Source organism: Crocosphaera sp. Alani8 (genome assembly GCF_038442745.1).
GTDB lineage: Bacteria > Cyanobacteriota > Cyanobacteriia > Cyanobacteriales > Microcystaceae > Crocosphaera.
In genome coordinates this window covers 4,134-30,489 of sequence record NZ_JARVCN010000276.1, presented here as the reverse complement: position 1 = coordinate 30,489, position 26,356 = coordinate 4,134, and the positions used below count along the sequence as shown (strand labels likewise).

Annotated in this window: 1 protein-coding gene; it reads left to right on the top strand. The window is 39.5% G+C overall.

What is annotated here, in order from left to right; translation table 11 throughout:
- Positions 1 to 424: 424 nt before the first annotated feature.
- Entirely contained in the window at positions 425 to 26,356 is a 25,932-nt protein-coding gene (locus tag P9B04_RS15530) for a PKD domain-containing protein (protein WP_342055897.1), read from the top strand.

Genomic DNA, 26,356 nt, shown 5'->3' with positions numbered 1-26,356 from the left:
ATATTCTCAAACACTTTGGCTCAAACTATACAATTAATTTTGCTTAGGTACTTAAGAAAATGTATAGGAAATCTATTACTGAGCATTACCATAACCAGGAAACCTCCGCAGATTACCTCGTTAAGTTCAGGAGTCTCAAACATCTATCATCTCCTCAAAAAAGACTTAACTCCTAACACCGAACTTAGGTTTATTAAGGATTAACTTTCTGCTCCCTGTTCTAAAATTCCCTAAGTCCTATTCTCTAAATTAAGAGTTTAGAGTCAACTATTGCGATAGCAAGTGATGTCATAATTTTCTTACAAAGTTTTCGTTTGCTGTTCCAAAAAGCTGTTATTTACCCTAAATATTTCTGTTGAGTTATGTATCTATTTTGTAGATATATAACTCCATCCGTTCCTGCATAAATTGTTTCCTAATTACCATGAATAATAATAATAATCCCATCCCTCTAGAGTTAGTTTTTGTTGACACCTCTGTTAACGATCATGAAGACTTAATTACTGGAATCACCCCTTCTGATCCCAATGGACAGATGATGGTGGTAACCCTGGACGAAACTGCTGATGGTATGCAGCAAATAAGCGACATTATGTCCCAATATGCTCAACAAGTTTCTGCTGTGCATATTGTCACCCATGGTGATATGGGAATGCTTCAACTGGGGAATAGTAGCTTAAATAGTGAAAATTTAAGCCAATATCAGGGTCAATTAGCTATTTGGGGCAATGCTTTGACCAATGATGGGGACATTCTCTTTTATGGTTGTAACGTAGCGGAAGGGGAACTAGGGGAACAATTTGTCGATCAATTAACAGGGATGACAGGTGCAGATATTGCTGCGTCAGATGATTTAACAGGGAATGCTGGATTAGGGGGCGATTGGGATTTAGAATATGAAACAGGAACATTGGAAACAACTCCTTTATTTAACGAAATTACCCAAGCAAATTATCAATATACTTTACTAACAGCTTATATAGGTGATAATGGGAGAGTTAATGCTAACGGTGATCCTTTAGATATTAATGGTAATGTCATTAACGAAAATAATCAAAGTACCCAGTATAACCCTTGGGGAACGACTATTAATGATACCTCAATTACTGTATTAGACCTATCCCAAGTAACAAGAGCTAATCTAACAGTTAGGCCTTTACCCAATGGAAAAATTGAAATAGATCGAGGTGGACTAACAAGAATTACCGTTGATTCACAGTATGTAACAGAAATTATTGGGACAACTGCTAGTGGTAAAAAGACAACCCTTGATCTTCGTAATTTAACTTATGCCAATGTTAGTCCTTCTGATCGTAAGGATAGTCTATTTGTTAACTATCTTAATAGTAGTCAACAACCCATTGATTTAATTGTTCGGCGAGTTGAAAACTTCTTAGAAGCTGCTACGGATAACACCACGTTGATTATCGATGGTGATGATGAAGTAGAAGCAGAGGTAGAAACTCCTAATGGTGCTGATATTTCTATTACTTATGAAAATATATCATCTAGGGATAATATTTTAATTGATCTTGAAAGTGGTGTTGTTGATGGATTGGATGAAGAACTTGATAATGATAATGGAAATAATGTTTCTGTTATAACCATCAATTCAGGACAAAACGATGATGAAGAACTAAGTAAATTAGCACAAGGAGATGATTATCCTGTCAATGATGATTCAGATGCAGATATTTTAATTAAACTCAATGAAAATAATCAAGTTGTTCCTGATAGTGGTAGTGTTGTTTTATCCAGTGGTGACCTTAGTATAGTAGGAACAGAAGCAAATGACCTTATTGTAATTGATCCTAGTAATGATGATGGTGATAATAAAGATATTGTTGATAGTGCTAATATTAAACCCGGTGGAGGTAGGGATAGAATTATTGTCCCAGCAGCAGTTGCCGTTGATGTTGATATCGATGATGAAGAAAATAGTGAAGTTTTGATTGAGTTTGTTGGAGTTGAAGAAGATTTTGGGAACGGGTTAGACTTCAGTGATACAACTAAAGACTTAGTAGTTGATATTGGTTCTCCTCTAAACTTTGGCCTCAAAGCCGTTAGTGGTTCTAACAAAATTGCTGATGCTGAAAATGAAAATAATGGTGTTAAATACATTACAGACTTTACTCAAGGAACAGGGGCAGCAACCTATAAATTTAAAGCAGAATTCGCCAATAACCCAGGAAATAATCCTTTGCAAATTGATGGTTTAAAAACAATTAATAAACGCACACAACTCGATTTTTCTGAGGTTACTACTGATTTACGATTTGATATTGATACCGATGAAAGTAAGATTATAGATGGCCGGAGTTTTCTTTTTACGCAAATCTCTGTGTACAAAGTAACTCTGGCCGATCCACAAGATCCCACAGCTATCCCAACTTCTCCACAACTCCTTGCTACAATTTTATTGGATAGGCATGATAACAACAGCTTACTCATTGGCGGTAAAGGAAACAATATTTACAGATTTTTTGGGTTATCAACTTTCCAAGGTGCAATCAAAGGAGGAGCCAATGAGCAAGCAGCAGGTAAACTAAATACCTTAGATTTCACTTTCAATCAAAAAGATAATTCTTTAGCCGATGATGCACACATCGATTTAGGGCAAGGTACTTCTCTTGTCATAACTGGAAGTAGTGTCGAAACAAACAATCGCGCTTTTACTGATATTCACAAAGTTATTACCACCGCCAATACTAATCAACTTCAACAAGTAGCTACACCTGGAACAGCTAATCTGGTAGGTTCTGATCAGGATAATGAAATTTTAGTAGGTGGTAGAGGGAGAAATATAATCACAAATGGTAATGGAAACAATACAGTTTCGGAGGGTGGGGAAGGTAATGATACTTTAACTGGTGGTTCTCAAAGCAACTTTATAAGCGGTGGTGCTGATAATGACAGCATTAAGGGAGAAGGAGGAACTGATACACTTCTTGGCGGTCAGGGTGACGATAAAATAGACGGAGGCAATGGTAACGATACCATAGAAGGAAATAATGGTAAAGATAGTATTGAAGGTGGTTTTGGTTCAGATAGCATTTTAGGTGGATTGAAAGACGACACCATAGAAGGTGGTGGGGGAAATGATACCCTCAAAGGAGGCAAAGGAGATGATACTTACGTCTTTGATGAAGGTTATACCTGGGGAACTGATGAAATTAAAGAATTAAAAGGAGAAGGAGATAATGATAAATTAGATTTTAGCGGTATGCTTCGCGATTTAACTTATGTTATTGATGAGCGTAAGATTTTAGCTGGAGTTGGGCTTCCGGATGCAGGCTTCACGCCTTCAAATCCTGTAAATGTTGGCCTTGGCGTACAATTCCAACAAGCAACAGGGACTTTTACTTCTAATCTCTACACAGTAGAAGTAGATGAAAATATAGAGCAAATTGCTACTGGTAGAGGTATTAATAACTTCCGTTTTGGTGATACATTTGCCAATATTTTTATTGATAATGGCGAAACATTGCCCATTAGTCAGCCAGTAGGAACAGGTCGCGCTTCGCAATTGGTTCTTGATTTTCGCGGAATTTCTCAACCATTAACATTTACCTTCAATGCTGATGGAAGCTTATCCGTCAGTATCAGGGCTGTGAGTGGTTTAGCTAGTTTGGGTAAGGTCACTATTTCTAAAGTTGATGCAAATACTAAAATTTATGGTGGTCGATTTGAAAATAAATTTGTTGCAGCTAAATCTATTACAGGAACCACTTCGGCAAACTTTGCTGGTACCTTGATTGGTGGAGGTGGAGATTCCCCCATCGATCAACGATCTAAAGTTCTCTTCCTTGGAAGTGGACTTGTTTCCCTTGTCGCGAAAATACTTCCTTTTGTTGATTCGAGTAATACTGGAGTGAGAAGACTAGGATTAACCGGAGTCCCTGTAACAAATACTATTGGTTTTGATTCTGGTGTTGTGCCAAGCAGTGCGAATATTCTCGACAAAAGTAAATTTACAGGGGTTACAAAATGGCAACAGTTCCTTGAAGGACTAAAAGTTGCGGGCAAAGCAACAACGGCTTTTGCGGCTCAAAACCTCCTACAGTCATTTAGTGTTCGCAATATTGATTTAGGAATTGGTATTACTAACTCATCAGGAAATACTCAAACGGTCAAAGATATTTCATTACAACCCATTGGTTTTACTGGGACCCTACAAAATATAGATAATGTTGAGTACAGTAGTGGTTTTTATTATGTTAAAGGAACAACAGCACCCACTGCTGACCCATTTGGTTTAAGTGCATTGGGTAGCAATACTTTCAAGCCATCAACAACAATTTTGTCGCGACCTGGCTTATCTATTCTAGAAGGTCGCACTGGAGGTGATTTCTATAGTTACACCAATCTTTGGGGACTATCTGCTATTTTGGAAGCCCCAGATGTACAGATTGCAGGTAACAATGTCGAAGCATTCTATGATACCTTGGACTTCTCAGGAGTTAATGAAGCCGTCATTGAGGTGGCAAACTTCTCATCTGTAGATATCTTAGATGAAATACTGCCGGATGATATTCCATTACCAAATCCAGATGACTTTGATATCGGAAGTAACTTACTATTGGCAACAGGACAAACTCCAGTACCGAGATGGGTGGAACTTTTCCTCAAAAATTTACTTGGAGGGACTGGAGTTCCTGATGTTCCCAGTAGTTTTCTAGCTGCCATCGATATAGAGACAATTATTGCGGCTGGGGATATGACAATTCGGTTTGGTCCCAATAGTAAAATTGATGGTGGAATTCGTCCATTTGATTTGAGTACTCGAACCATTCCTGGCTTATTATCGGGGTCAGGCATCGAGAATACTCTCAAATTCCTGTTCAAAAATCCCTTTGTCCGTCTAGATTATACAGATTATGGTACAGAAGGCATCGAAGTGGATGCTACAGCAGGGGGAGAGCTACCATTTTTAGGTCGAACACTGACTTTTGGTACAGCCACAGGTGTTGAAGGTAATTTCTCAGGACTAGATGCTTTAGTTCCAGACGAATTTTTAGAAGGGCTAGGTGATCTCAATCCTAGAAACTTTGCTGTTTCCAATATTTATGATGTAACTGGTAGTGAAGGAAACGATACCATTAAAGGCAGTAGTGTCATCAATAAATTTGAAGGCTTAGGCGGCGATGATTTGCTTGAGGGTAGAGAGGGTGTTGATACTTTAATTGGTGGGTTTGGAGATGATACTTTAAAAGGTGGTGAAGGAAATGATGAGATAACTGGTGGCTTGGGTAATGACTTAATTGAGGGTGGAAAGGGTAATGATACAATTATCATTTCTCAGTTGTTGACTGGGGATACCATCGTAGTAGAAGGGGATATCATTCCCAATCCAGATGATCCCGATCAAGAGACGGTTGAACCTGGAAGCGATGATATTCTCGATCTTTCCCAATTGAGTTCTCAATTGAGTTCTGACGCTATTATTCGTGAAATCAGCGTTAATGACGATGGCAGTAGCACTCTTAGTATTGAAGATAATGGAATTCAAATTGCAACTATTACCTATTCCAACATCGAAGAAATTATAATCCCTGACGGAATGCAAATTATAGGGGTAGATTTAGTTGGAAGCGATGCAGACGAAACTCTAGTTGGTGCAAACCAGGATGACACTATTGAAGGTGGTGCCGGTAATGATTTACTTCAAGGAAATGGTGGTGATGATAGTTTAGTTGGTGGTAACGGTGATGACACCATAGAGGGGGGAAACGGTGATGATACCATTGTTATTAATTCTCTGCTCAATGTGAATAATATTGTTATTGATGGAGGAACCGAAGACGGAGATAATGACATTCTCGATCTGTCTTCATTGGATAGTAATTATATTTTCCAACAGCAAAATGGAGCTAATCCTTCTGAGAATATTCTAATTATTTCAGAGAGTTCTCCTTTAACCGTTCTGGGACAGATTACTTATTCTGGCATTGAAACCATTTTGTTCCCATCTCAACAGCTTAATAGTGCAACAGTTAATAATGCTAATACAGAGCAGTCTTTAACTTCTGAGGAAATAGTACCTTTAATTAATGAGGCACTTACTCAGTGGACAGATGCCGGTTATGACATTAATATTCCGAAAGATTTAGCCAGTGTTCAATTTACTATTGCAGATTTACCAGGAACAATTATTGGTCAAACGGACGGACAGACCATTATTTTAGACCATGATGCAGCTGGGTTAGGTTGGTTTGTGGATAGCACCCCAGGAGACAATAGTGAGTTTACATTTAATGGAGAGATATTAGTTGCTACGGAAGAAGGTGGTGCGCAAGGAAAACTTGATTTACTAACAACTATTCTTCATGAATTTGGTCATATTTTAGGGTTAGAAGATGTCAATCAAAGTAACACTTTAATGAATCAAGTGTTATTCACTGGAACTCGTTTAAGTCCAGAAGAATGGACGGACGAAACTTCTATTGCCAATACCTCTGTTACAGGCAATATGACTGGTTTATTGAATGATACTGATTTGTTCTCTCAAGGATTAAGCGACTTTGCAACTTGGGCAGGAAATTTTGCAACAACCATTGATGAAATTGTTCTGGATGAAGATGATGAAGCAGTTGCTTTACCCTTCCTTAATAAGTCGTTAGATCAAGTATTTAATATTAGTGCCTCAGAAATTACTAACCTAATCCAAACTGATCTTATTAACCCTGTTAAAGACTATTTAGACAACAACGATTTAAGTAGTTTAGATAGTCTCTCAGGAATTACTGCAATTAACAGTATTGATGAGCAATTCCAAACCACAATTACTTTAGTGGACTCCGCTGAAATTCTAGACCTAGATTTTGTTAATACAAATCTAGATATTTTAGGACTTAACTTTAATGGGAAAACTGCACCTACTTTAGAATTACTCAGTGACCTAACCTTAACCTTTAACTTTGGTAAGAATAGCGACGGAGAATTCTTTATTCGCAATCCTCAATTAAATGCGGATATTGCTGTAGATTCCACGACAATAATTGATCCTGATAGTATTTCTAGCGACCAAAATGGAACCTTTACTATTAGTGAAGAGGGAATTTTATATACTCCAGAACAAGGATTCCAGGGAACGGAAACATTTACTTATGATCTGGTTCAAATTGATGCTGATGGTAACTTTATTAACCGAACAACAATTACTGACACTATTACAGTTGATCTCGATTTATCTAACCTGACATTAGAAGATTTAGAAAACAATAATCTTGGTGATATCGAAGTAGGAACTTATGTATTTGATGCAGATACAATTGACAATGTAATTCCTGTTCTTACTGATCCTCTCTACTTTGAAGTTAACTTTGGTCCGTTAGGTATCAACATTAATGAAGGAGATATCTTCTATAACACAGGAGTTGAAGCTGGAGTCTCTGGACGTTTATCTGTTACTGATTTAGTGAACGATACTAATGGTGACTTAATTGGCACTGCAACCCTCGATGATGACAGCCAATTTGAAGTTAATTTACCAGTCACTATTGATACTCCCATTAATGGTATTAGTTTCGACTTACCAGGATTTATAGGTTCCTTTGATTTCGGCTTAAATGAATCCACAACTGTTGCTGAATTCCTCGATGAACTTAATCCCTTCAACATTGGAATCGATGATTTATTGCCATTTGGGGATATTTCTTTAGACCAAATTAAAACACAAGTAACCACCACTTTAAATAACTTCTTTGGCACTATTACAGAGACAGAAATACCACTCATTGGTAAGAGTTTAGGAGATTTAATTGGCTTTGAAGTTGGGGATGTCACAGGAATAATAGAAACAGCCTTTAATGCGGCTGCAGACATTCAAGATTTACCCGATTTAATTATCACAGGGTTAACTAATCTCTTAGATGGATTTGGCTTGAACTTTGATGATTTCGGATTTAGTTTTGATGATGTTATTAATATTGACTTTTCCTTTGCAAGTAGTTCTGAATTCACTTTACCATTAGGAATTGATTTAGACGCTTTAGATTCAGGAATTGCCTCAGATTTAGGAATTGATAACTTTAGTGGTTTATTCAACTTAGGTAATGTTACTTTAGATGCGTCTTTAGACGTTGATTTACCCATCAAAATTGATCTAACTAATGGTTTTGATGTAGATGTGGATGATGATGCTGGTGTCACCATTGCAATAGAGACAATTTCTAGTGATATTACAGGTTTAAATATCAAGATTCCAGACTTAACCATTGGGGAATTTCCAGCACTTAATATTGATGGAATAGATATTCCTGAGACAACTTTAGGATTAGTTGTTGAAGAGGGAACCTTAGACTTTAATATATTGGCTCAATTAGGAGGTACTGGTAATAATTTTGATGCAAGTATTCGTACGGAACTACCCATTTTCTTCCCTACCAATAATACACCTTTAGGAGGAACAACTGACGATACAAATGCAGATGGTTATAACGATAATACCCTAGTTTTTGAGGCTGAATATGATAATGGTTTCTCCGTTAATGAGTTCGTTGCACCCAATTTAGGAGCTTCATTTGGAGTTAGTTCTTTATTCAATGATATTATTGGTAATCCCACAAAATTAACCAATAGTTTAAATAATGCCCTTGATTATCTTGATGAAAAAGCAGATGATTTATTCGGCAATATTAATCTACCTGTTATTGGCAATTTAGGGGATAAAATTACCCTCTTTGATGACTTAGGAACCTTTGTTACTAATCTCGGTACAGAATTAGGCGACTTATCTGCTCCTTCCATTACTGATATAAATGAAGCCATTAAAGACGCATTTACAGGTATTGATGGTTTAAGCATTAATAATAGCGATTTACTGAAATTTAAAGGCACAAGTTTTGAAGTCTTATTAGATGTTGGTGGAATGGTTAGCACCACCCTAAACCCTGACTTTGCTAGTAGTTTCCCCGGTTTAGGTTTAGATAATCTTTTGGGATTAGATGTTGATGCAGGAGTTACATTAGACTTTGATTACAACATTCTCTTTGGCTTTGGTTATCACTATCAAGATGGTTTTTATCTAGTTACAGAAAGTAAAACTATCGATAAACCAGAATTGTTCTTTGACCTAACAGCAACTATTCGAGATGGCTCTAAATTCTCTGGAACCCTTGGTTTCTTTACTATTGATTTAACAGAAGTAAAAGACGAGATGGATTCTCAATTAGGGGCTGCAATAGGCTTCGATCTAATCGATCCTGGTAATGATGGTCGTCTCAGTTTAAATGAATTTAGTGCTGTTAGTATAGACCCCATTTTTGATGGTTTATTGGATGCCAAGTTCACGTTTGATACCACAGTTGAAGACATTGATATTGCTGGACAAACCTTTAGTTTCCCCAAAATAGAAGCTAATCTCAACTTTGAACAAGCATTTGATTCCCTAGCTGACATGGCCAGTGATGCCATTGAAGATATTACATCAGTTTTCTTTGATAGTGTAACCCTAGATTTAGGAAAATATATCAGCGAATTTATTGACCCCATTACAGGATTTATTGCGGACTATTTAGGACCAATTAAACCAGTTACCGACTTACTCACCAAAGAAATAGATTTCCTCAAAGGTTTAGGACTATCTCAACCGAACTTATTAGGATTAGCACAAATTGCCAATGGAGGAATTGCTGATGCAATTAAATCAATCTCTGCATTAGGAGAAGCCATTGATTTTGCCACCACAGTAAAAGACTTAAAAGAAAGCATTGACGGACAAGATTTTAGAATAAGTATTGGGAGCTTCAATGCAGGAGGTTTCGGTTCTAGTTCTAGCAGTAATAATAAAGTTTCCGGAGCCAATGCCATTTCCGGAGCTAATTTGAACAGTAGTGCCAATGGACAACTTGATTCAGATCAACAACAAAAATATTCACGGTTTTCTGCAGGTTTTGGTGGTTTAAGTACGGTTCAATTTGACTTTAATCTCTTAACCGATCCCAAAAATGCCTTTAACTTATTAATGGGTGAAGACGCGCAATTATTCTCCCTCAATTTACCCCCATTAAGCCTGATCTTTGAATATATCCAAACCTTCCAGATTTTCACAGGGGTTAACCTTCGTTTAGGGGGACGAGTAACCGCCTTAGCTAATTTAGGATTTGCCTTTGATACCAGTGGGATTAATGAGTGGAAAGAAACCGGTTACCAAGCAGCAGAAGCATATCGAGTGTTTAATGGCTTTTCTCTATCAGATAACGGGAAAGAAGGGTCGGACAATGACCTTCCAGAAGCAAGTCTTGCAGCTGCTATTATTGCCGGAATTTCCCTAGGTTATGCCCCACCACAATCAGGATCTGGTTTAGACGTTCAATTAGGGGTAGATGGAGGAATTGAAGCGAAAATATCCTTCGATCTCAAAGATGTTAAAGATACCATCAACCCCAATGAAGATCCCGATATTGAGGGGGATGAACTTATTGGGGACGGTTTCATCCGTTGGGATGAAATAGAAACCCTACTCTTCTCAGAAGGAGATATTCCTAATCCACTGTGTCTATTCGATACCAGAGGAGAATTAATTGCCTTCCTAGAAGCTTTTGTCTCCATTTCAGCCAATCTCTACGGCAGAAGATTCACCGTATTTGAAGCCCGTCAACGGTTCTTAAATGAAGTTTTAGCTAGTTATGACTTTACCTTCTGTGATGATGTGGTGGAGACACAAATAGCAACCCTAGATGACAGTGGACAATTAACCTTACAACGTATTCCCTCCGTAATGCCAGATGAAGACAACACAGGGGAAGAATATCTTGTTGATTACATTACCAATAGTGATGGTGTAGGAGAAATTGTCGTTAGCTCTATGGGAGAAAGAGAATACTTTAATGCTTCAGAAGTGACTTCCATTGTTTCGGTGGGAACAGAATATAACGACACATATATCATTGGAGAGAGTATTAATACAGATGTGTTACCCAGTATCACCATTAACTTGAATGGGGGTGCAGGAGATGATGTCTTACAAGTGAGTGGAGACATAGGTGCAACCCTAAATGGAGATGAAGGAAACGACACCATTATCGGGGGTACAGGAGACGATACCATCATGGGTGGCTCAGAGGATGATGCCATCTCAGGATTGGGTGGTAATGACTCGATTATGGGGGGTACAGGGAATGATTTAATCCTGGGTAACTCTGGGAATGATACCCTGGTGGGTGACTCTGGTAATGATGTTATTGAAGGGGGAACTGGAAGTGACTCTATTTCAGGAGGAATGGGTGAGGATACCCTCAAAGGGCAAAGTGGTGCAGATACCATAGAAGGTGGAGACAATGACGATGTAATTGATGGTGGTGTAGGTCAAGATGACTTAAAAGGTGATGCAGGAGATGATACCTTTATTTGGATGGCAGGAGAAGAAGAAGACAGCATCGATGGTGGTGCAGATAATGATACCTTCAAGCTGAAAACCTTTAGTTCTATTACTCAATTAGTGGGACAAGATGACAGTGCAGAAAATGAAATTGTGGAAGTTCATGGGGATGATACAGTAGAACTTTCTGGTAATGGTTCAAATAGTGTCACTGTTGATGTTAATAGCTTAACCTTTACCCCTGTTAATACAGAAGGGTTTGTAATTGAATTAGGGGAAGGGGTTGATGATATTACAGTCAATGATTTAACTGGTAGTAATGTTAATTTGGTAGATATTTCTGGTGGTGTGGGACGTAGTTTAATCAAAGAACTGAGAGACGCTTATGTTTATAACGAAGATACAGATCAGTTTGAATTAGATACAGATGACCAAGGTAATACAGTTCAAGAACTCTTTGAATTTGTCGAAAAAACCATAGATCAAGACCAAGATACTATCAATATTTTTGGTTCTAGTGGACAAGATGAATTTATAGTTACTTCTGGAACATTTGAGGATCTAGAAATTAATGAAATCATTCCCACTATTGAGATTCTTCAAAATAATCAGATCACTTTTGTGTTACGAGAATTAGAAGAAAGTCAGGATAGTTTAATTATTGATGGAGCGGAAGATAGCGACACTATTGATGCTAGTGCAGTTGAAGATAACGCTTCTGTACTGTGGTTAGAAGATACTCGATTATTAGGAAATGTAGGCAACGATCGCTTGATTGGTTCTCAACAGTCAGAGTTAATTATTGGAGGTTTCGGGGCTGATATAGTTACAGGGAATCAAGGAATTGACCGCTTTAGTGATCCTCTTTACACAGATATAGATAAGTTAGATACATTACGAGAAGAACGAAATGCAGAATTTTATGTGAGTGATACTTTACTGCATATTGGGGAATTAAATCTTCGCAATGGTCAACCCACTTTACGGAACGGGGAAACGGAAACTTTACCTGATAATATCTTTACCATTTATGAAATGATTGGAGGTGAATCTTCTAATACTTTCTGGGTAGAAAACTTTACCCAAAAAGTGGTACTTGACGGCAAAGATGGATTAACAACCTTCGGAAGTGAAAGAATTGGCGACACCTATCGTATCGTTATGAATGGGCAACAAACCCGTCTGGGAGGTGGCGTTTATGTTGAAGATAGTGGCACAGGAAATGAGTTTGATGTAGTAGAAATTGAAGGATTTAAGAACGATCCTAATGTCTTCTACTTTAATGTTGATGATACCTATGGTGCTTATGTTGAACATCAAATTGACACCAATAACTTTAGTAACTTTGCAGCGTTAGATATAGATGGGTTACTAAGTCAAATTAATGAAGATGCAGAAGTAGGATTAAACACAGAAGCTCGTGAGGTTACAGGTAGTTTAAATACTGCCCCAAGGGTTTATTATAATGTACTAGATTCTGTGGAAAAATTAGAAGTATTTGGTAGCGATAAAGAGGATCTCTTTATCTCCGATGACAACGATCTTAGAACAAGAGATGATGAAGATAATGTTATTGAAGCTGTGGTAAATGTCTATGGAGGAGATGGGAATGATCAGTTCTTTATTGGTAACGTTTTAGCCACTAATGAAGAGAATGGAATTACTTTTGTGACTGATATTACCAATGGAGTTAGTGTTACCACTAAATTCTTCGGGGGTGGAGATAACGACTACTTTGAAGTCAATCATAATATTGCTCCTATTTCGTTAATTGGAGACGACGGAGACGATATTTTCTACCTTAAATCTCACTTAGAAAAAGTAGGAGATGATGAACAAGAAATTCCCTTAGAAACCATTAGGGTTTCTGCTGGAGATGAAGACGGAAATGTAAGTGAAGATGATTCAGATGCTTTATTCCGTTATGTAACTAATGCAGAAGTCTTTATTAATGGAGGAGAGGGATTTGATCAATTAGTAATAGCAGGAACACAAGTTGCTGATACCTTCTACGTATTTGTTGAAGAAGAAATCAATCCTGACGGTAGTAAACGCCAAGTTCAACGTGTTTTTGGAGCAGGGTTAGTAATAGAAGAAATTGAAGATATTGAACGCTTAATACTCTTAACTGGTGCAGGAGATGACACAGTTTATCTCTATGGAGTAGACGCATCTCAACAAGTTCTTATTAATACAGGGAGTGGAGGAGATACCGTCCAATTAGGAGGTCCAGATCAAATAATTAACGTCTTCGTACCAGATGAAAATGAAGCCATACAACCTAAAGAAATTTCCTTAACAGCTAACTATGATTTAAGCAAAATTTTAGGGAAAGTTTCTATCTTTGGTTCCACCAATGATACTCAAGAAGATACCTTGATTCTTAACCACCAACCAGAGGATAATAGCTTAATCATTGATCCCTTAACTTGGGTATTAACAACAAGAAACGCCGGCACAAATCAAGAGCCTCTAATTATTTCTACTGTCAGAAGTTCCGATATTCTAAGTGATGATATTAACACCATTGATTATCAAGGATTTGAATCATTTGAATTCAATTTCCTAGGGGATGTAAACAATACAGTTGTTGTAGAAGATGTGGATGAAAATGTAGAAGCTGTCATAGTAGGTGGAGGGGGAATTGATGGAATTACCTTCAGTGCCAAGGAAGAAAGCGCAGCTTTAGCCAGCGCATTAATTACCAATAATGATGATGATGATGGTATTCGAGTTCAGAATTTAGGTGCAGTAGGAGATGTAAGTTTCAAAGAATTTGAAGCAGCAGATATTACCTTAACGGACTTCGACGATCAACTAGAAGTTAACTTTACAGTTGATGATGTCACCCTAGATATTACTGGAGAGGATGGAAATGATGAGATACTCATTAAACAAGTTGGTGATATTACCAATAGCAGTGAGACAGCTTCCCTCAGAGTAATAGGAGAAGAAGGAGAAGATACTGTCACCGTTGAAATTATTGGTTCTGCTCTTAACGCAACCAATTTATTAGAAAATGTAGAAGTTACGGCAGAAAACTTAATTGTCACTAATAACGTTTCAAGTAATTGGAAAATTAGCAACAATCGCCTTTCTATCGGTCGATTTGTTGGCAACAGCACTTATGTTTATGAAGACCGCTTAAAACTGGATAATGTTGATAAAATTGACCTTCAAATTGACTCTTCAAATTTTAACTTCAGTGAATTAATTGTGGAAGAAGTTGCTCGTCGGGCTGATGTCACAATTAATGGAAATCAAGTTAGCCTAGAATCACGTATTAATGCCTTAGAAACCGGTGAATTTAAAACCTATCAAAGCTTTGAAACAGTAATTGATTTTGACGGTTATACCGGTGGCACAAGAATTGAAGAGAACTTCCGTCTTTCTAGCAGTCAAGGCTTAAGTGCTGATAACACATTAAATACGGGAGCTAAAACCAACGGAACATATACTTTACAACTGCAAAATACCTACAATGAGTCAACAGATGTTAAAGATGTCTTTGATATTACTTCCATTGAATTAGCTTCCCAAGATGGTAATACTCAATCAGTCGTATTTACAGGAACAAAACGAGATGGAAGCACCGTAGAAACAACCATTGATGTAGATAGTAATACCTTCCAAACCTACGGTAACGAAACCGTTAATCCTCAGTTTAGTGAGTTCAAGAATTTAGTCTTAATCACTTGGTCTGGAGCCAATATTTTAGTTGATAATATAGTTGCCCAAGAAGTCTTACCAGAACCCAATGATCCCACTAAATTAGGACTTGGATATTCCCCATATTCAGAACGAATTGTCTTTAATGGAGAGGTTGTCGGCCGAGAATATTTTGAAAATGACTTCAAGATTAGTAAATTGGGATTATTTAACAACCGTGACCCGATGCGTATTGATAATGGAAGATTTAAGCCACAAGATGCTATTTCTATAACTCGTGAAGATAATCAACCCTTTGACTTAATATCCTTACAAGTAGCCCGTTCTACTGGTGGTTCACAACAAATTTATTTCTTCGGATTTAAAGAAGGTGGACAAAGAGTTTATGCCAATTATTCAGTCAATGGAACTGGTTTTCAAACAATAGGTCGGGGTTCATCTATCGATTCAACAATTTTTGATGACTTTACTGATGTTGAGTTTGTTTGGGTTTATGGAGCAGCAGAAGCAGACGGAAGTATAGATGCCTCATCCAGTGGAAATACTGGTAATCAGGAATTTAAAGATGAAATTCGATTTGACAATATCAATCTCGAAGGAATTGATTTAAACAACCCGCAACCAGTAACCTTACCCAGTAGTGACACCGTAGAAGATTATGAGCTTGGTCAGGTAGGAGACACAATTACCATCAATACTGATACACGGGAAATCACAGCCCCTGGACAAGACTTCTCTAACGATTATACAACCACAAATATTGGGGATATTATTCAATTCCGTTTCTCTAGCAATCTGGTAATTCCTGATAACGTAACCATTATAGGGAGAGGAAGCCTGGGTATTTCCATCTTGGCCAACGATGTAACTGTGGGAGATGGAGTCACCTTTAACGTTTCTGCTGATGGTCAAAACGCCGGTGCCGGAGGTGGTGACGGTGGCAATGGTGCTTCTGGTGGCAACATAGGGGGCAGAGCTAACGGGGCACAGGGTCAAGTGGGCGGAAATTTCGGTAGTGGTTTCAATCTTAACCCTGGAACAAATACAACTAATAATAACGGTGGCACCGGCGATGGTGATGGTAAAAATGGTAGAGAGGGACAAGGTATCTCCGGCGGCGGCGGCGGCGGTGGCGGCCAAGAAGGTACACTTAGCCAACAAAGCAGCGATGCTGGTGGCGGCGGAAATGGCGGCAACGGTCGTAGTGGTGGTAGTGGTGTGTTCACTGATATTGGTATCGGAGGAGCAGGAATTAATAACGTCGAAATCGGGACTGGAAGAAATGGTACAGGGGGTAGCCTTGGCACCGGTGGTACCGGTGGGATGGGCAGTGAAAGAAGTAGTTTCGATGATGGCATTAGTGCCAGTACAGGCGGTGCTGGTGGTGATGGGGGCGATGGTGGTCCCGGCGGCGATGGAGGTGATGGTCGCGCTGGAACCAACAGTATCACTGGTTTAAGTATCTCTGGTGGTAGTGGTGGTAGTGCCGGTGGTGGCGGCGGTGCTGGAGGTAATGGCGGCGGCGGCGGCGGCGGCGGCGGCGGCGGCGGCGATTGGCAAAACGATGGTAACGGCGGCGGCGGCGGCGGCGAGGGTCAGCCCGGCGGTGCTGGAGGTGATGGCGGTGACGGCGGCGGTGGAGCCGGCGCTCTAGAAATCATTGCTCTTGGACGCATTCAAATTGGGGATTCTGATTTTGAGGCTAAAGGAGGAGATGGCACTACTGGTGAGTCTGGAATCAAAGCAGCAGATAGTCCTGATTTACAACTTGACGATGAAGGAGATCCTAGCTCTATATACTTCGGCACAGGCGAAAACGGAGGTAGCAATGGTAATGGTGGTAATGGTGGTCGTGGAGGAGATGGTGGTCTCGGCGGCGATGGTGGCGATGGTGGCCACGGTGCTGGCGGTGCTGGCGGTACCATTAAGCTCTATGGTTCTGTTGTAGAAACCTCCTCAACCGCATTTGATGTGTCTGGTGGTACGGGTGGTAATAGTGGTGAAGCAACCGATGGAGAAGATGGTCGTATTATTTTGGGTAGCAATTTATCTAACCTCAATAGCTTAATTAGTGGTGCTGAAACCTATCAAGGTGCTAAAGAGACTAATCCCTATATTCAAGGAAATACCACGGAGGTTCCCTTTATTGCTGGTCTTTTGGGAGGTGCAGATGTTTACGGTTTATTAGAGACGGGAACCACTGGCAGTTTACCTAGTTTCTTTGACTTCAGTAACCAACCTATCCCTGATGATGCACTGGCGGCGGTTTATCGTTTAGATTTAGGTCCAAACTTCTCTAACGGTTATGACTACAGTTACAACTATGCTGATGTGTCCAACAATGTTGACTATGATCTGGTCTTATTTATTAATTTGACCAATGATGAATTAGTTAACCCTCAATTGGGAATTGAGTTGGATCAAGATAATAATACTTATCTAGAAACCCTCTTGGCAGGAGGAATTGCACGAGAGGAACGCTTTGGCGGTGTCCCTGCTAATGATACCTTAATTGCATCGTTACCTGGCTATAGTATTTGGGCAACCTTAGTGCCAGATAATGGGGCTGTTGATGTTAATGCAACCATTGATGGTCCAGTAGATGGAATCTTTAATATGAGTCTCGATGATGGTCAATTTGCCTTCATTCGAGAAGAAGAACAAACCATTGCTAGTAGTCCTCTGGCCGGGTTAACGGATATGGTGATTAGTCCTGATGGTAATCATCTCTATGGTGTTAGCAAGGATAATAATAGCCTGGTTGTGGTGAATAGTGATGATTTGAGTCAGCGTCAGTTCTTCCAAGATCGATTTGATGGTGTTAATGGACTAGCTGGGGTGAATGCTGTAGCGATTAGTGAGACAGGAGATAAAGTTTATGTTGCCAGTGAAACGGATCAAATTATTACCGTCTTTAACCGCAACTCAACAACGGGGAATCTAACCTTTGCCCAAGAATTAGCGATTCCATCAGGTAAAGTTGAAGCCTTAGAAATTGTTGGGGACAACCTCTATGTAAGTGGTTCTCCCACTCCTTCTGTACGCATTACAGGGGATGGTTTATTAACCAGTTTGTATGTCACTGGAGAGCAACTTACAGATTATCCTAACTATGATGACTTGAAACCCCTGACAACGCTGTTTACAGACTCTATTCGACAAACCAATACATCAGGTGGGTTTGAGATTTTCTCAGATGTCTTATCTACAGTTCCCACAGATGACTTTGCAGTGGTTTGGGAAGGAGATATTGAAGTCGCTAACGCCATGAGTAGCAGTGATGTAGAAGTCACATTTTTCCTCAGTAGCAATACCAATGATAAGACTCGTCTGTTTATTGATGGTGAGGAAGTGCTGAATAATACGGGTGCCAGCAGCAACACTAATAGTGTTCAGTTGGACTTGACATCAGGTAATCATGAGATTCGAGTTGAATTTGTTGATTTTGCTAATTTAGCTAACATTGACCTTGATTATCAAATTACGGGTCAATCAAGAAAACAATTAACTGTTGCTCCTATTGATTCTACAACTTCTGGACTGTTAACCCTTGATACCAGTGGGGAACTGTTGAGTTCTAGTACCAATTTAACCGAGATCACTGATTTAGCAGGTAGCAAAGATAAGACTTTACTCTATGCTTTGAGCAATAGCGATAATAAGCTGTTAATTTTGGACAATGTTAATGTTAGTGCTACTCCTGTAGAAATTTCTATCGATGACACCATTGGTTTAGGGGAAGCAAGTGCGATCGCTGTTAGCAATGATGATCAATATGTGTATGTGGTTGGGGATGGAACCCTAGCAGTCTTTGAACGCAATGGCAATACCCTCAATACAACTCCTGTACAGTTACTAACAGAAGAACAGATTAATGTTGAAGGGTTAGACAATGTTAATAGTATTGAGGTAGCTGAATTTGGAGAGGACGAGTTAATTTATGTCACCAGCGAGACTAATGGTACTTTAGCAGTCTTCTTCAAAGAAGGAACAACAGGAACAGTGAGTTTCCAACAAATTCTGACTAATTTGACTGGGTTAGACGCGGCCAGTGCGATCGCGGCTTCTAATAGTCAAGTGTTTGTTGCTTCGAGTCAAGGACGTAGTGTTACGGATGTTGGAGGAATTGCCAGCTTTAATCTATTAGCTGAAAATAGTAGTGAACTGCAACCGCAACGACTGGATATTGGCTTTACCAACATCTATGAATTAACTATTAATACGGGAGAACAAGACGATACCATTACTCTGTTGAATGCACCAACAGTTACTCAGCTAAACATTAATAGTAGTGATACAGGAGGAGGGTTAGCAGATACCATAACATTCCTCGATGTTCTTACCCCTGAAGATAGTGAATTTGGCTTTGCTAGCACTGATATTACTTCAGGTTCTGCCAGTGATATTATTACCATTAATCCTCAGAAACCTTCGGAAAATACACTTTTGGAAATTTATGCAGGAGATGGTGATAATAATGTTCAAATAAGTAATCTCCTAACAGGTAATGCTGAAGAGAATGAAGATATAAACGGTGTCTATGTGGAAACGGGAACAGGTTCAGATAATGTTGAAGTGGAAAATTTTGAAGGTCTATTAAGAATAGTAACCAGTGATGGGGATGATTATGTCTCTATTATTAATGCTGACTTAACCGTTTCAAGAAGCAGATTTGGACGAGATATTAATACGGGCAATGATAATGACACTGTGGAGATTATTAATAGCAAAGGAATCCGATTAATCAGAACAGCGAATGGAGATGATACTGTTAGTTTGACAGGAGTTGAATTAACGGAACAAATTGAGAATGATAGTCCAGTAACTGGTCGGATTGAATTAGGCAATAATGAAGATGAACTTTATATTAATGCCAGCACAACCCAAATAACAGGTGATGATGGAAATGTTGTTACCTTCAACAATATCTTTAATCTTCATAGTAGTAATAACGCTGGAGATGACACAATTTATCTCCAAAGTGCAGGTGCATCAGATGTGATGAATCTTTATGGACATGAAGGAGATGATACCTTTATTGTTAACGCCAATCAAATTGAGAATGGAGCAACCATTCTGCTTGATGGAGGGAATCAAGTTAACGGGGATTCTTTACAGGTTAATACCGGTAATAGTTCACTCTCCACTGCTTTAACTGCTAATAGTGGAACCATTCAAATTGGTGGTAATGATTTAGCTTCTTACAACGAAATTGAGAATATTAATGGGGTTAGTAACGTTACTCAAGCTCAAATAACTGAGACAATTTACACCATTAATGAAGGTTCAAGTCTCACCTTAGAAGGAGTTGTAACACTTCCAAATAATGCCAAAATTACCTCAGCTAAATGGATACTTAGTAATGATGATACTTCAGTAGAAATCGATGCTGGAAAGAATGCTTCCATTAGCACACCAATTGATTATACAGAGTTAATTAATTTAGGATTTGGAGATAATGGGACCTTCGACATTACGCTTCAGGTAACAGATGATACACCAAACACTGTAACCACCAATAGTAAGCTAATTATTGAAAATGTAGCCCCCACTGTTAACGTTACCAGTCCAACAGATTTAACCTTTGAGGAAGGAGAAGATATCACCTTTACCGGTAACTTTAGTGATGTAGGAAGTCTTGATAATCACACTTATACTTGGGACTTTGGAGACGGCACAATTATAAGTAATGCCTTCACATCAAATCAAATTTCTATCCCCTATTCTTATCAACAAACAGGTGATAGCGACTCAATATATACAGTTACCTTTACCGTTACTGATGATGACGGTGGGGCTAATAGTCAAACCTTTGATGTAACCATTGAAAATGTAGCTCCTGTAATTGACACCATTAACTTACCAACTGCTCCCATTGAAGGAGAAGAAATTACCCTAAGTGCAACAGCAAATGATGCAGGAAACGATGATTTAACTTATGAATGGACATTCAATAAGAGTGATGGTTCACAAGAACAATTGAATGGTCAAACAGTAAGCTTAACTTATGACAATAAAGGAAACTATACCTTCACCTTAGCTGTAAATGATGGCACAGAAACCACCACTTCACCCACCCAAAATATAACTATTGGTGACGCGAAACCAGTTATCTCCGATATTGAAACACCTTCTACCATTACAGAAGGAGAAAGTGCCACCTTTACAGCAACAGCAACCGACTTAAATGATAGTGATCCCTCTGCTTTAAGTTATAGTTGGGACTTTGGAGACGGTAATACTGGTTCCGATGCAACTGCAAGCAATACTTATGCAACACAAGGAACTTATCTCGTTACCCTAAGCGTCAGTGACGGGGTTAATGAAGTAGTTACAGAAACCGTAGAAATAACCGTTGATAATGCACCAGCAACCATTACCGAGATCATTACCCCAGAAACCATCCAAGAAGGAGTCAGTGGGAACTTTAGTGCCACAGCAACGGATATTAACAACACAACCCTAACCTACACCTGGGACTTTGGAGATGATAGTGCAACCGTAACCGGTCCAAATGTCAGCCATACTTACGCTGATAACGGACAATATTTAGTGACTCTAACTGTTACAGATGCAAATGGAGATGAAACCATCCAACGTCAAAATGTACTGGTGACTAACATTGCACCCACATTAACAGTGGGAGAAAACACAATTACAGTGGATGAAGGCACAACAGCGACGAATATTGTTACCTTTAGTGATGTAGCAGCAGATTTAAGCGATTTAGACTTAACTGCCTCTATTGGAACCGTTGAACAAAATAATGGTATCTGGGAATGGAGTTACACCCCCACCAACGGCGCAGAATCACAAACTGTTACCATTACCGCAGACGATCAAGATGGTGGTGTTACCACTGTTGAATTTGAATTAGTTGTCAGTGGAGTTGCACCCATTATTCAAGTGGAAAACACAAACATAAACTTGAATGAAAATGGAACAATTACCAATTTAATTACCCTTGATGCAGGAAACGACGAAATTACAGGTCTAACCGTTACTATTCCCACTCTTGATGAGGATGGAATAGTCTTAACCGACGATGACGGTAATACTATCTCTCAAACCATTGGTACATTGACCAATAACTCTGATGGAACATGGACATGGACTTATGATAATTCTGCGGTAACAACCCCTGTTCTAAACGATGATGGAACAGTGTTAACTCAAGAAGAAGACACAACACAGATTATTACTCAAGATAGTCCTATTATTCCCCAAGATGTGGCTCAAACGATTACTGTCACTGCAACCGACAGTAGTGGAGATATTTCAACCTTCGACTTTACACTGACAGTTAACAATGTCACCCCCACCATCAATGTTACTAACCCCACAGTAACGGTTAATGAAGGAGAAACAGCTGAAAATAACGGTAGTCTGACAGATGTTGGCAATGATATTGAGACTGTATTGGCTTCAGTTGGAGATGTCTTCTATGATGCTGTCAACGAAACATGGTCTTGGTTCTATAATGCAGAAGAGGGAACGGGTGCTGTTGAAACAGTGACCATTACTGCAAGAGACACCGAAGGGGCAGAAAATACCGTTAGCTTTGATGTAACCGTAAATGATGTTCTCCCAGTGGTTATTCTTCCTGATACTCTCACAGTTACCGAAGGTTCAACAGCAGAAACTGCAATTTATGTTCAAGATGTATCAGCAGATAACGTCACTTTAGAAGCAGATCTGGGGATATTAACTGAGATTAGTGAAGGGGTCTGGTTATGGAGTTATGATACCAGCGATGGACCCGATAACTCTGCCATCGTTACTATTACCGCTAGGGACAAAGATAATGAAAGCGTTAGTGAAACCTTTACCTTATCCGTTATCAATGATGCACCAGAAATAAGTGTTAGTAACTTTAGCGTTGAGGTGAATGAAAGTGAGTTAGCAAGCAATACCTTTACTATTACTGATGCAGGAGAAGACAACATCACTGTTGTTACCGTTGAAAGTGTCCTCACAGACGATCAAGGTAACACCACCTATCAAACCGTTGGAACCGTCAACAAAGATGCAGACAACGATTGGATCTGGACTTATAACACCAGCGACGGACCTAGTGAAACAGCACTGCTAAGAGTGACTGCAACTGATACTGATGGGGACTTCAGCACAACCTTCTTTAACTTAACCGTTAACAACCTTGCACCCACAGTTGCAGTCAATAACCAGACACAGTCCATTACAGTGACAGAAGGACAAACCGCCAATAATTCTGGAACCTGGTCTGATTTAGGCAATGATACAGTTACAATAACTGCTTCTATAGGTTCCGTTAGCGTCAATGACAACGGTACATGGAATTGGTTATTGGATACCACTGATGGACCCGATCAAACCCAAACGGTTACTATTACAGCAACCGACAGTGATAATTTCAGCACTCAAACCAGCTTCAGCTTAACCGTTAATAACATAGCACCCACAATTAAAATAAGCGGTGCAAGTACCGTCGATGAAGGGTCTGAATATACCTTAACTTTAGGTACAGTCACAGATCCTGGAGACGATAGTATTAGTCAATATATTGTTAATTGGGGTGATGGTAATAGTGATATTTATTCCGCCATCGGAGATGTAACTCACGTTTATGCTGATGGAGATGCTACCCACACTATTACCGTTGACTTAGTAGATGAAGACGGAACTTACAGCAATGTCGCTGAAGTAAATCCTGTGGTCAATGTTAAAAATGTTGCCCCAACTATTGAAGTTGATGAGAATATCGTCACCTTTAATGAAGGAGAGATGGCCACAAATACAGGAACATTTGGGGATGTAGGTGCAGATACCGTCACTGTAGAAGCTTCTGTTGGCACCATTATCCAAAATGAAAATGGTACATGGATCTGGAATTATCAGACAACCGATGGTCCAGATAACAGTCAAATTGTAACCCTGACTGCTACTGACGATGATGATGAAGAAACAATAACCACCTTTGAGTTAATCGTTAATAACGTCGCACCCACCTTAACCTTAACAGGGGATAATGACATCAATGCTGGTTCCGAATACACCTTAACCATTAGTACACCGTTAGATCCTGGAAACGATACCATAACCCAATATGTAATTAACTGGGATGATGGAACCAGTGATACCTATACCAGTGCAGGAGATGTAACCCATACTTATAACAGTGAAGGAGAGTACAACATCACCATTAGTTTGGTTGATGAAGATGGAACTTACAACAATGTAGATAGCTTCTCCCTACTGGTTAACAACACACCTCCTGTCATTAACACTCTAAATACCGATGCAACATTAGAAAATCTAGGAGAAGAAAGTAAGACTGTTAACCTCAATGCAACCTTCACCGATATTAATGAAGGTGATATTCATACAGCGATCGTTGACTGGGGTGATGGAACTCCTCAAACCACGGCTAATGTTAACCAAAATACTGATACCATTACTGCTACCCATAGTTATGTTGATGGAGGTATCTATGAAGTAACCTTAACCCTCAGTGATGATGATGGTGCCACTGTAACCCAGTCAACAACTGTATTTATAACAGGGGTGGGAATTAATAACGGTGTTCTTCAAATCATTGGAACCGATGGTAAAGATGAAGTTGAACTCAAGTTAAAGGGTGAAAATATTGAAGTAGAAACAGACTTTGATAATCCCAAGAAACAGCTATTTAACCTCTCAGACATCACCTCAGTGGTTATTTACCTCACAGGTGGAGAAGATCAAGCTAAAGTTGATAAAGACATCACATTACCTGTCTTTATCGATGGTGGTGATGGTAAAGATAAGTTAGAAGCTGGTAGTGGAGACACAACCCTCATCGGTGGAAAGGGAGAAGACGAACTCAAAGGTGGTGATGGTAACGATTTCTTAGATGGTGGTGATGATAAAGATAAACTCGAAGGTAAGGATGGTGATGATACTCTCATCGGTGGGGATGGAGAAGATGAGCTTAAAGGGGGTGATGGTAATGATTCCTTAGATGGTGGTGATGATAAAGATAAGTTAGAAGGACAAGATGGTGATGATACTCTCATCGGTGGAGATGGAGAAGATGACCTCAAGGGAGAAGATGGTGATGATTTCCTTGATGGTGGTAGCGATAAAGATCAGTTAAATGCCGGTAAAGGTAACGATACTCTAATTGGTGGAGATGGAGAAGATGACCTCAAGGGAGAAGATGGTGACGATATTCTTGATGGTGGAGACGATAAAGATCAGTTAAACGCAGGTAAAGGGAATGATATTTTACTGGGTGGAGATGGAGAAGATGATCTTAAGGGAGAAGATGGTCGAGATATTCTTATTGGTGGTGCCGGTAAGGATAATGTCAATGGTGGCAAAGATGAGGACATTATTATTGGGGATGTCACTAATCTCAATCTAGATACTCCTGAACTGTTGAACCTTCAAACCCTTTGGAATAGCACTGATTCCTACGAAGACCGCGTTGCACAGGTTCAAGGAGACCTCAATAGTGATCCAGATACTGAATTCTTCCTCACGGTTACTGGGGATGGCAAAGAAGATCAATTGAAAGGAGACAGTCAACAGGATCTCTTCTATGCAGAGGGAAGTCTAGGCAATTTAGTTGATGATCTTGATTCCCAGTCCAATGAGGTGGTTATTCCTAGTGAACCTGGTGTTGCATCGCTGGATGACGAGGGTATTAGTCTTGTGGATGGTGTTTTGACCATCAAAGGGACCGACAGCAAGGACAAGGTTGAAATCAAGCGCGTCGGCAGTCAGTTGGAAGTGGAAACCGATTTCACCAGTCCTAAAAAGCAAAGCTTTAACCTTAGTAGCGTCACTTCTATTGAAATCTTCCTCAAAGGTGGACAAGACGAAGCAAAAATAGATAAAGAAATTTCCATTCCTACTTTCATTAGTGGTGGGGATGGTAAAGATAAGCTCGAAGCAGGTAGTGGAGATACCATCATGCTAGGTGGTGAAGGTGATGATGAACTCAAAGGAGGAGATGGCAACGACATCTTAGATGGTGGTGATGGTAAGGATAAGTTAGAAGGCAATAAGGGCCGAGATATCCTTATCGGTGGCACCGACAAAGATGAACTCGATGGGAAAGAAGGAGACGATATCCTAGTGGGTGGTACCACTAATTTGAATGGCGATCGCTTCAATTTGTTGAAGTGGTTAACTTCCTGGATATCTCCTAAATCCTATCAAGAGCGAGTAGCTGATGCTCAAGCTGACATTGACCCAGATCCTGCTGTTGAGTTAATCGTTGAAGTTACCGATGATGGTAAAGAGGATAAGCTCAAAGGAGATAACGGTCGAGACCTATTCTATGATGGCCTCGGGGAAGACATTGATGAGGATGGCAATGAAACTGTTTTACCTGAAAGTTAG

Excerpts from the sequence above, each read along its gene's own strand:
- P9B04_RS15530 (WP_342055897.1), top strand. The coding sequence starts at position 425 with ATGAATAATAATAATAATCCCATCCCTCTAGAGTTAGTTTTTGTTGAC.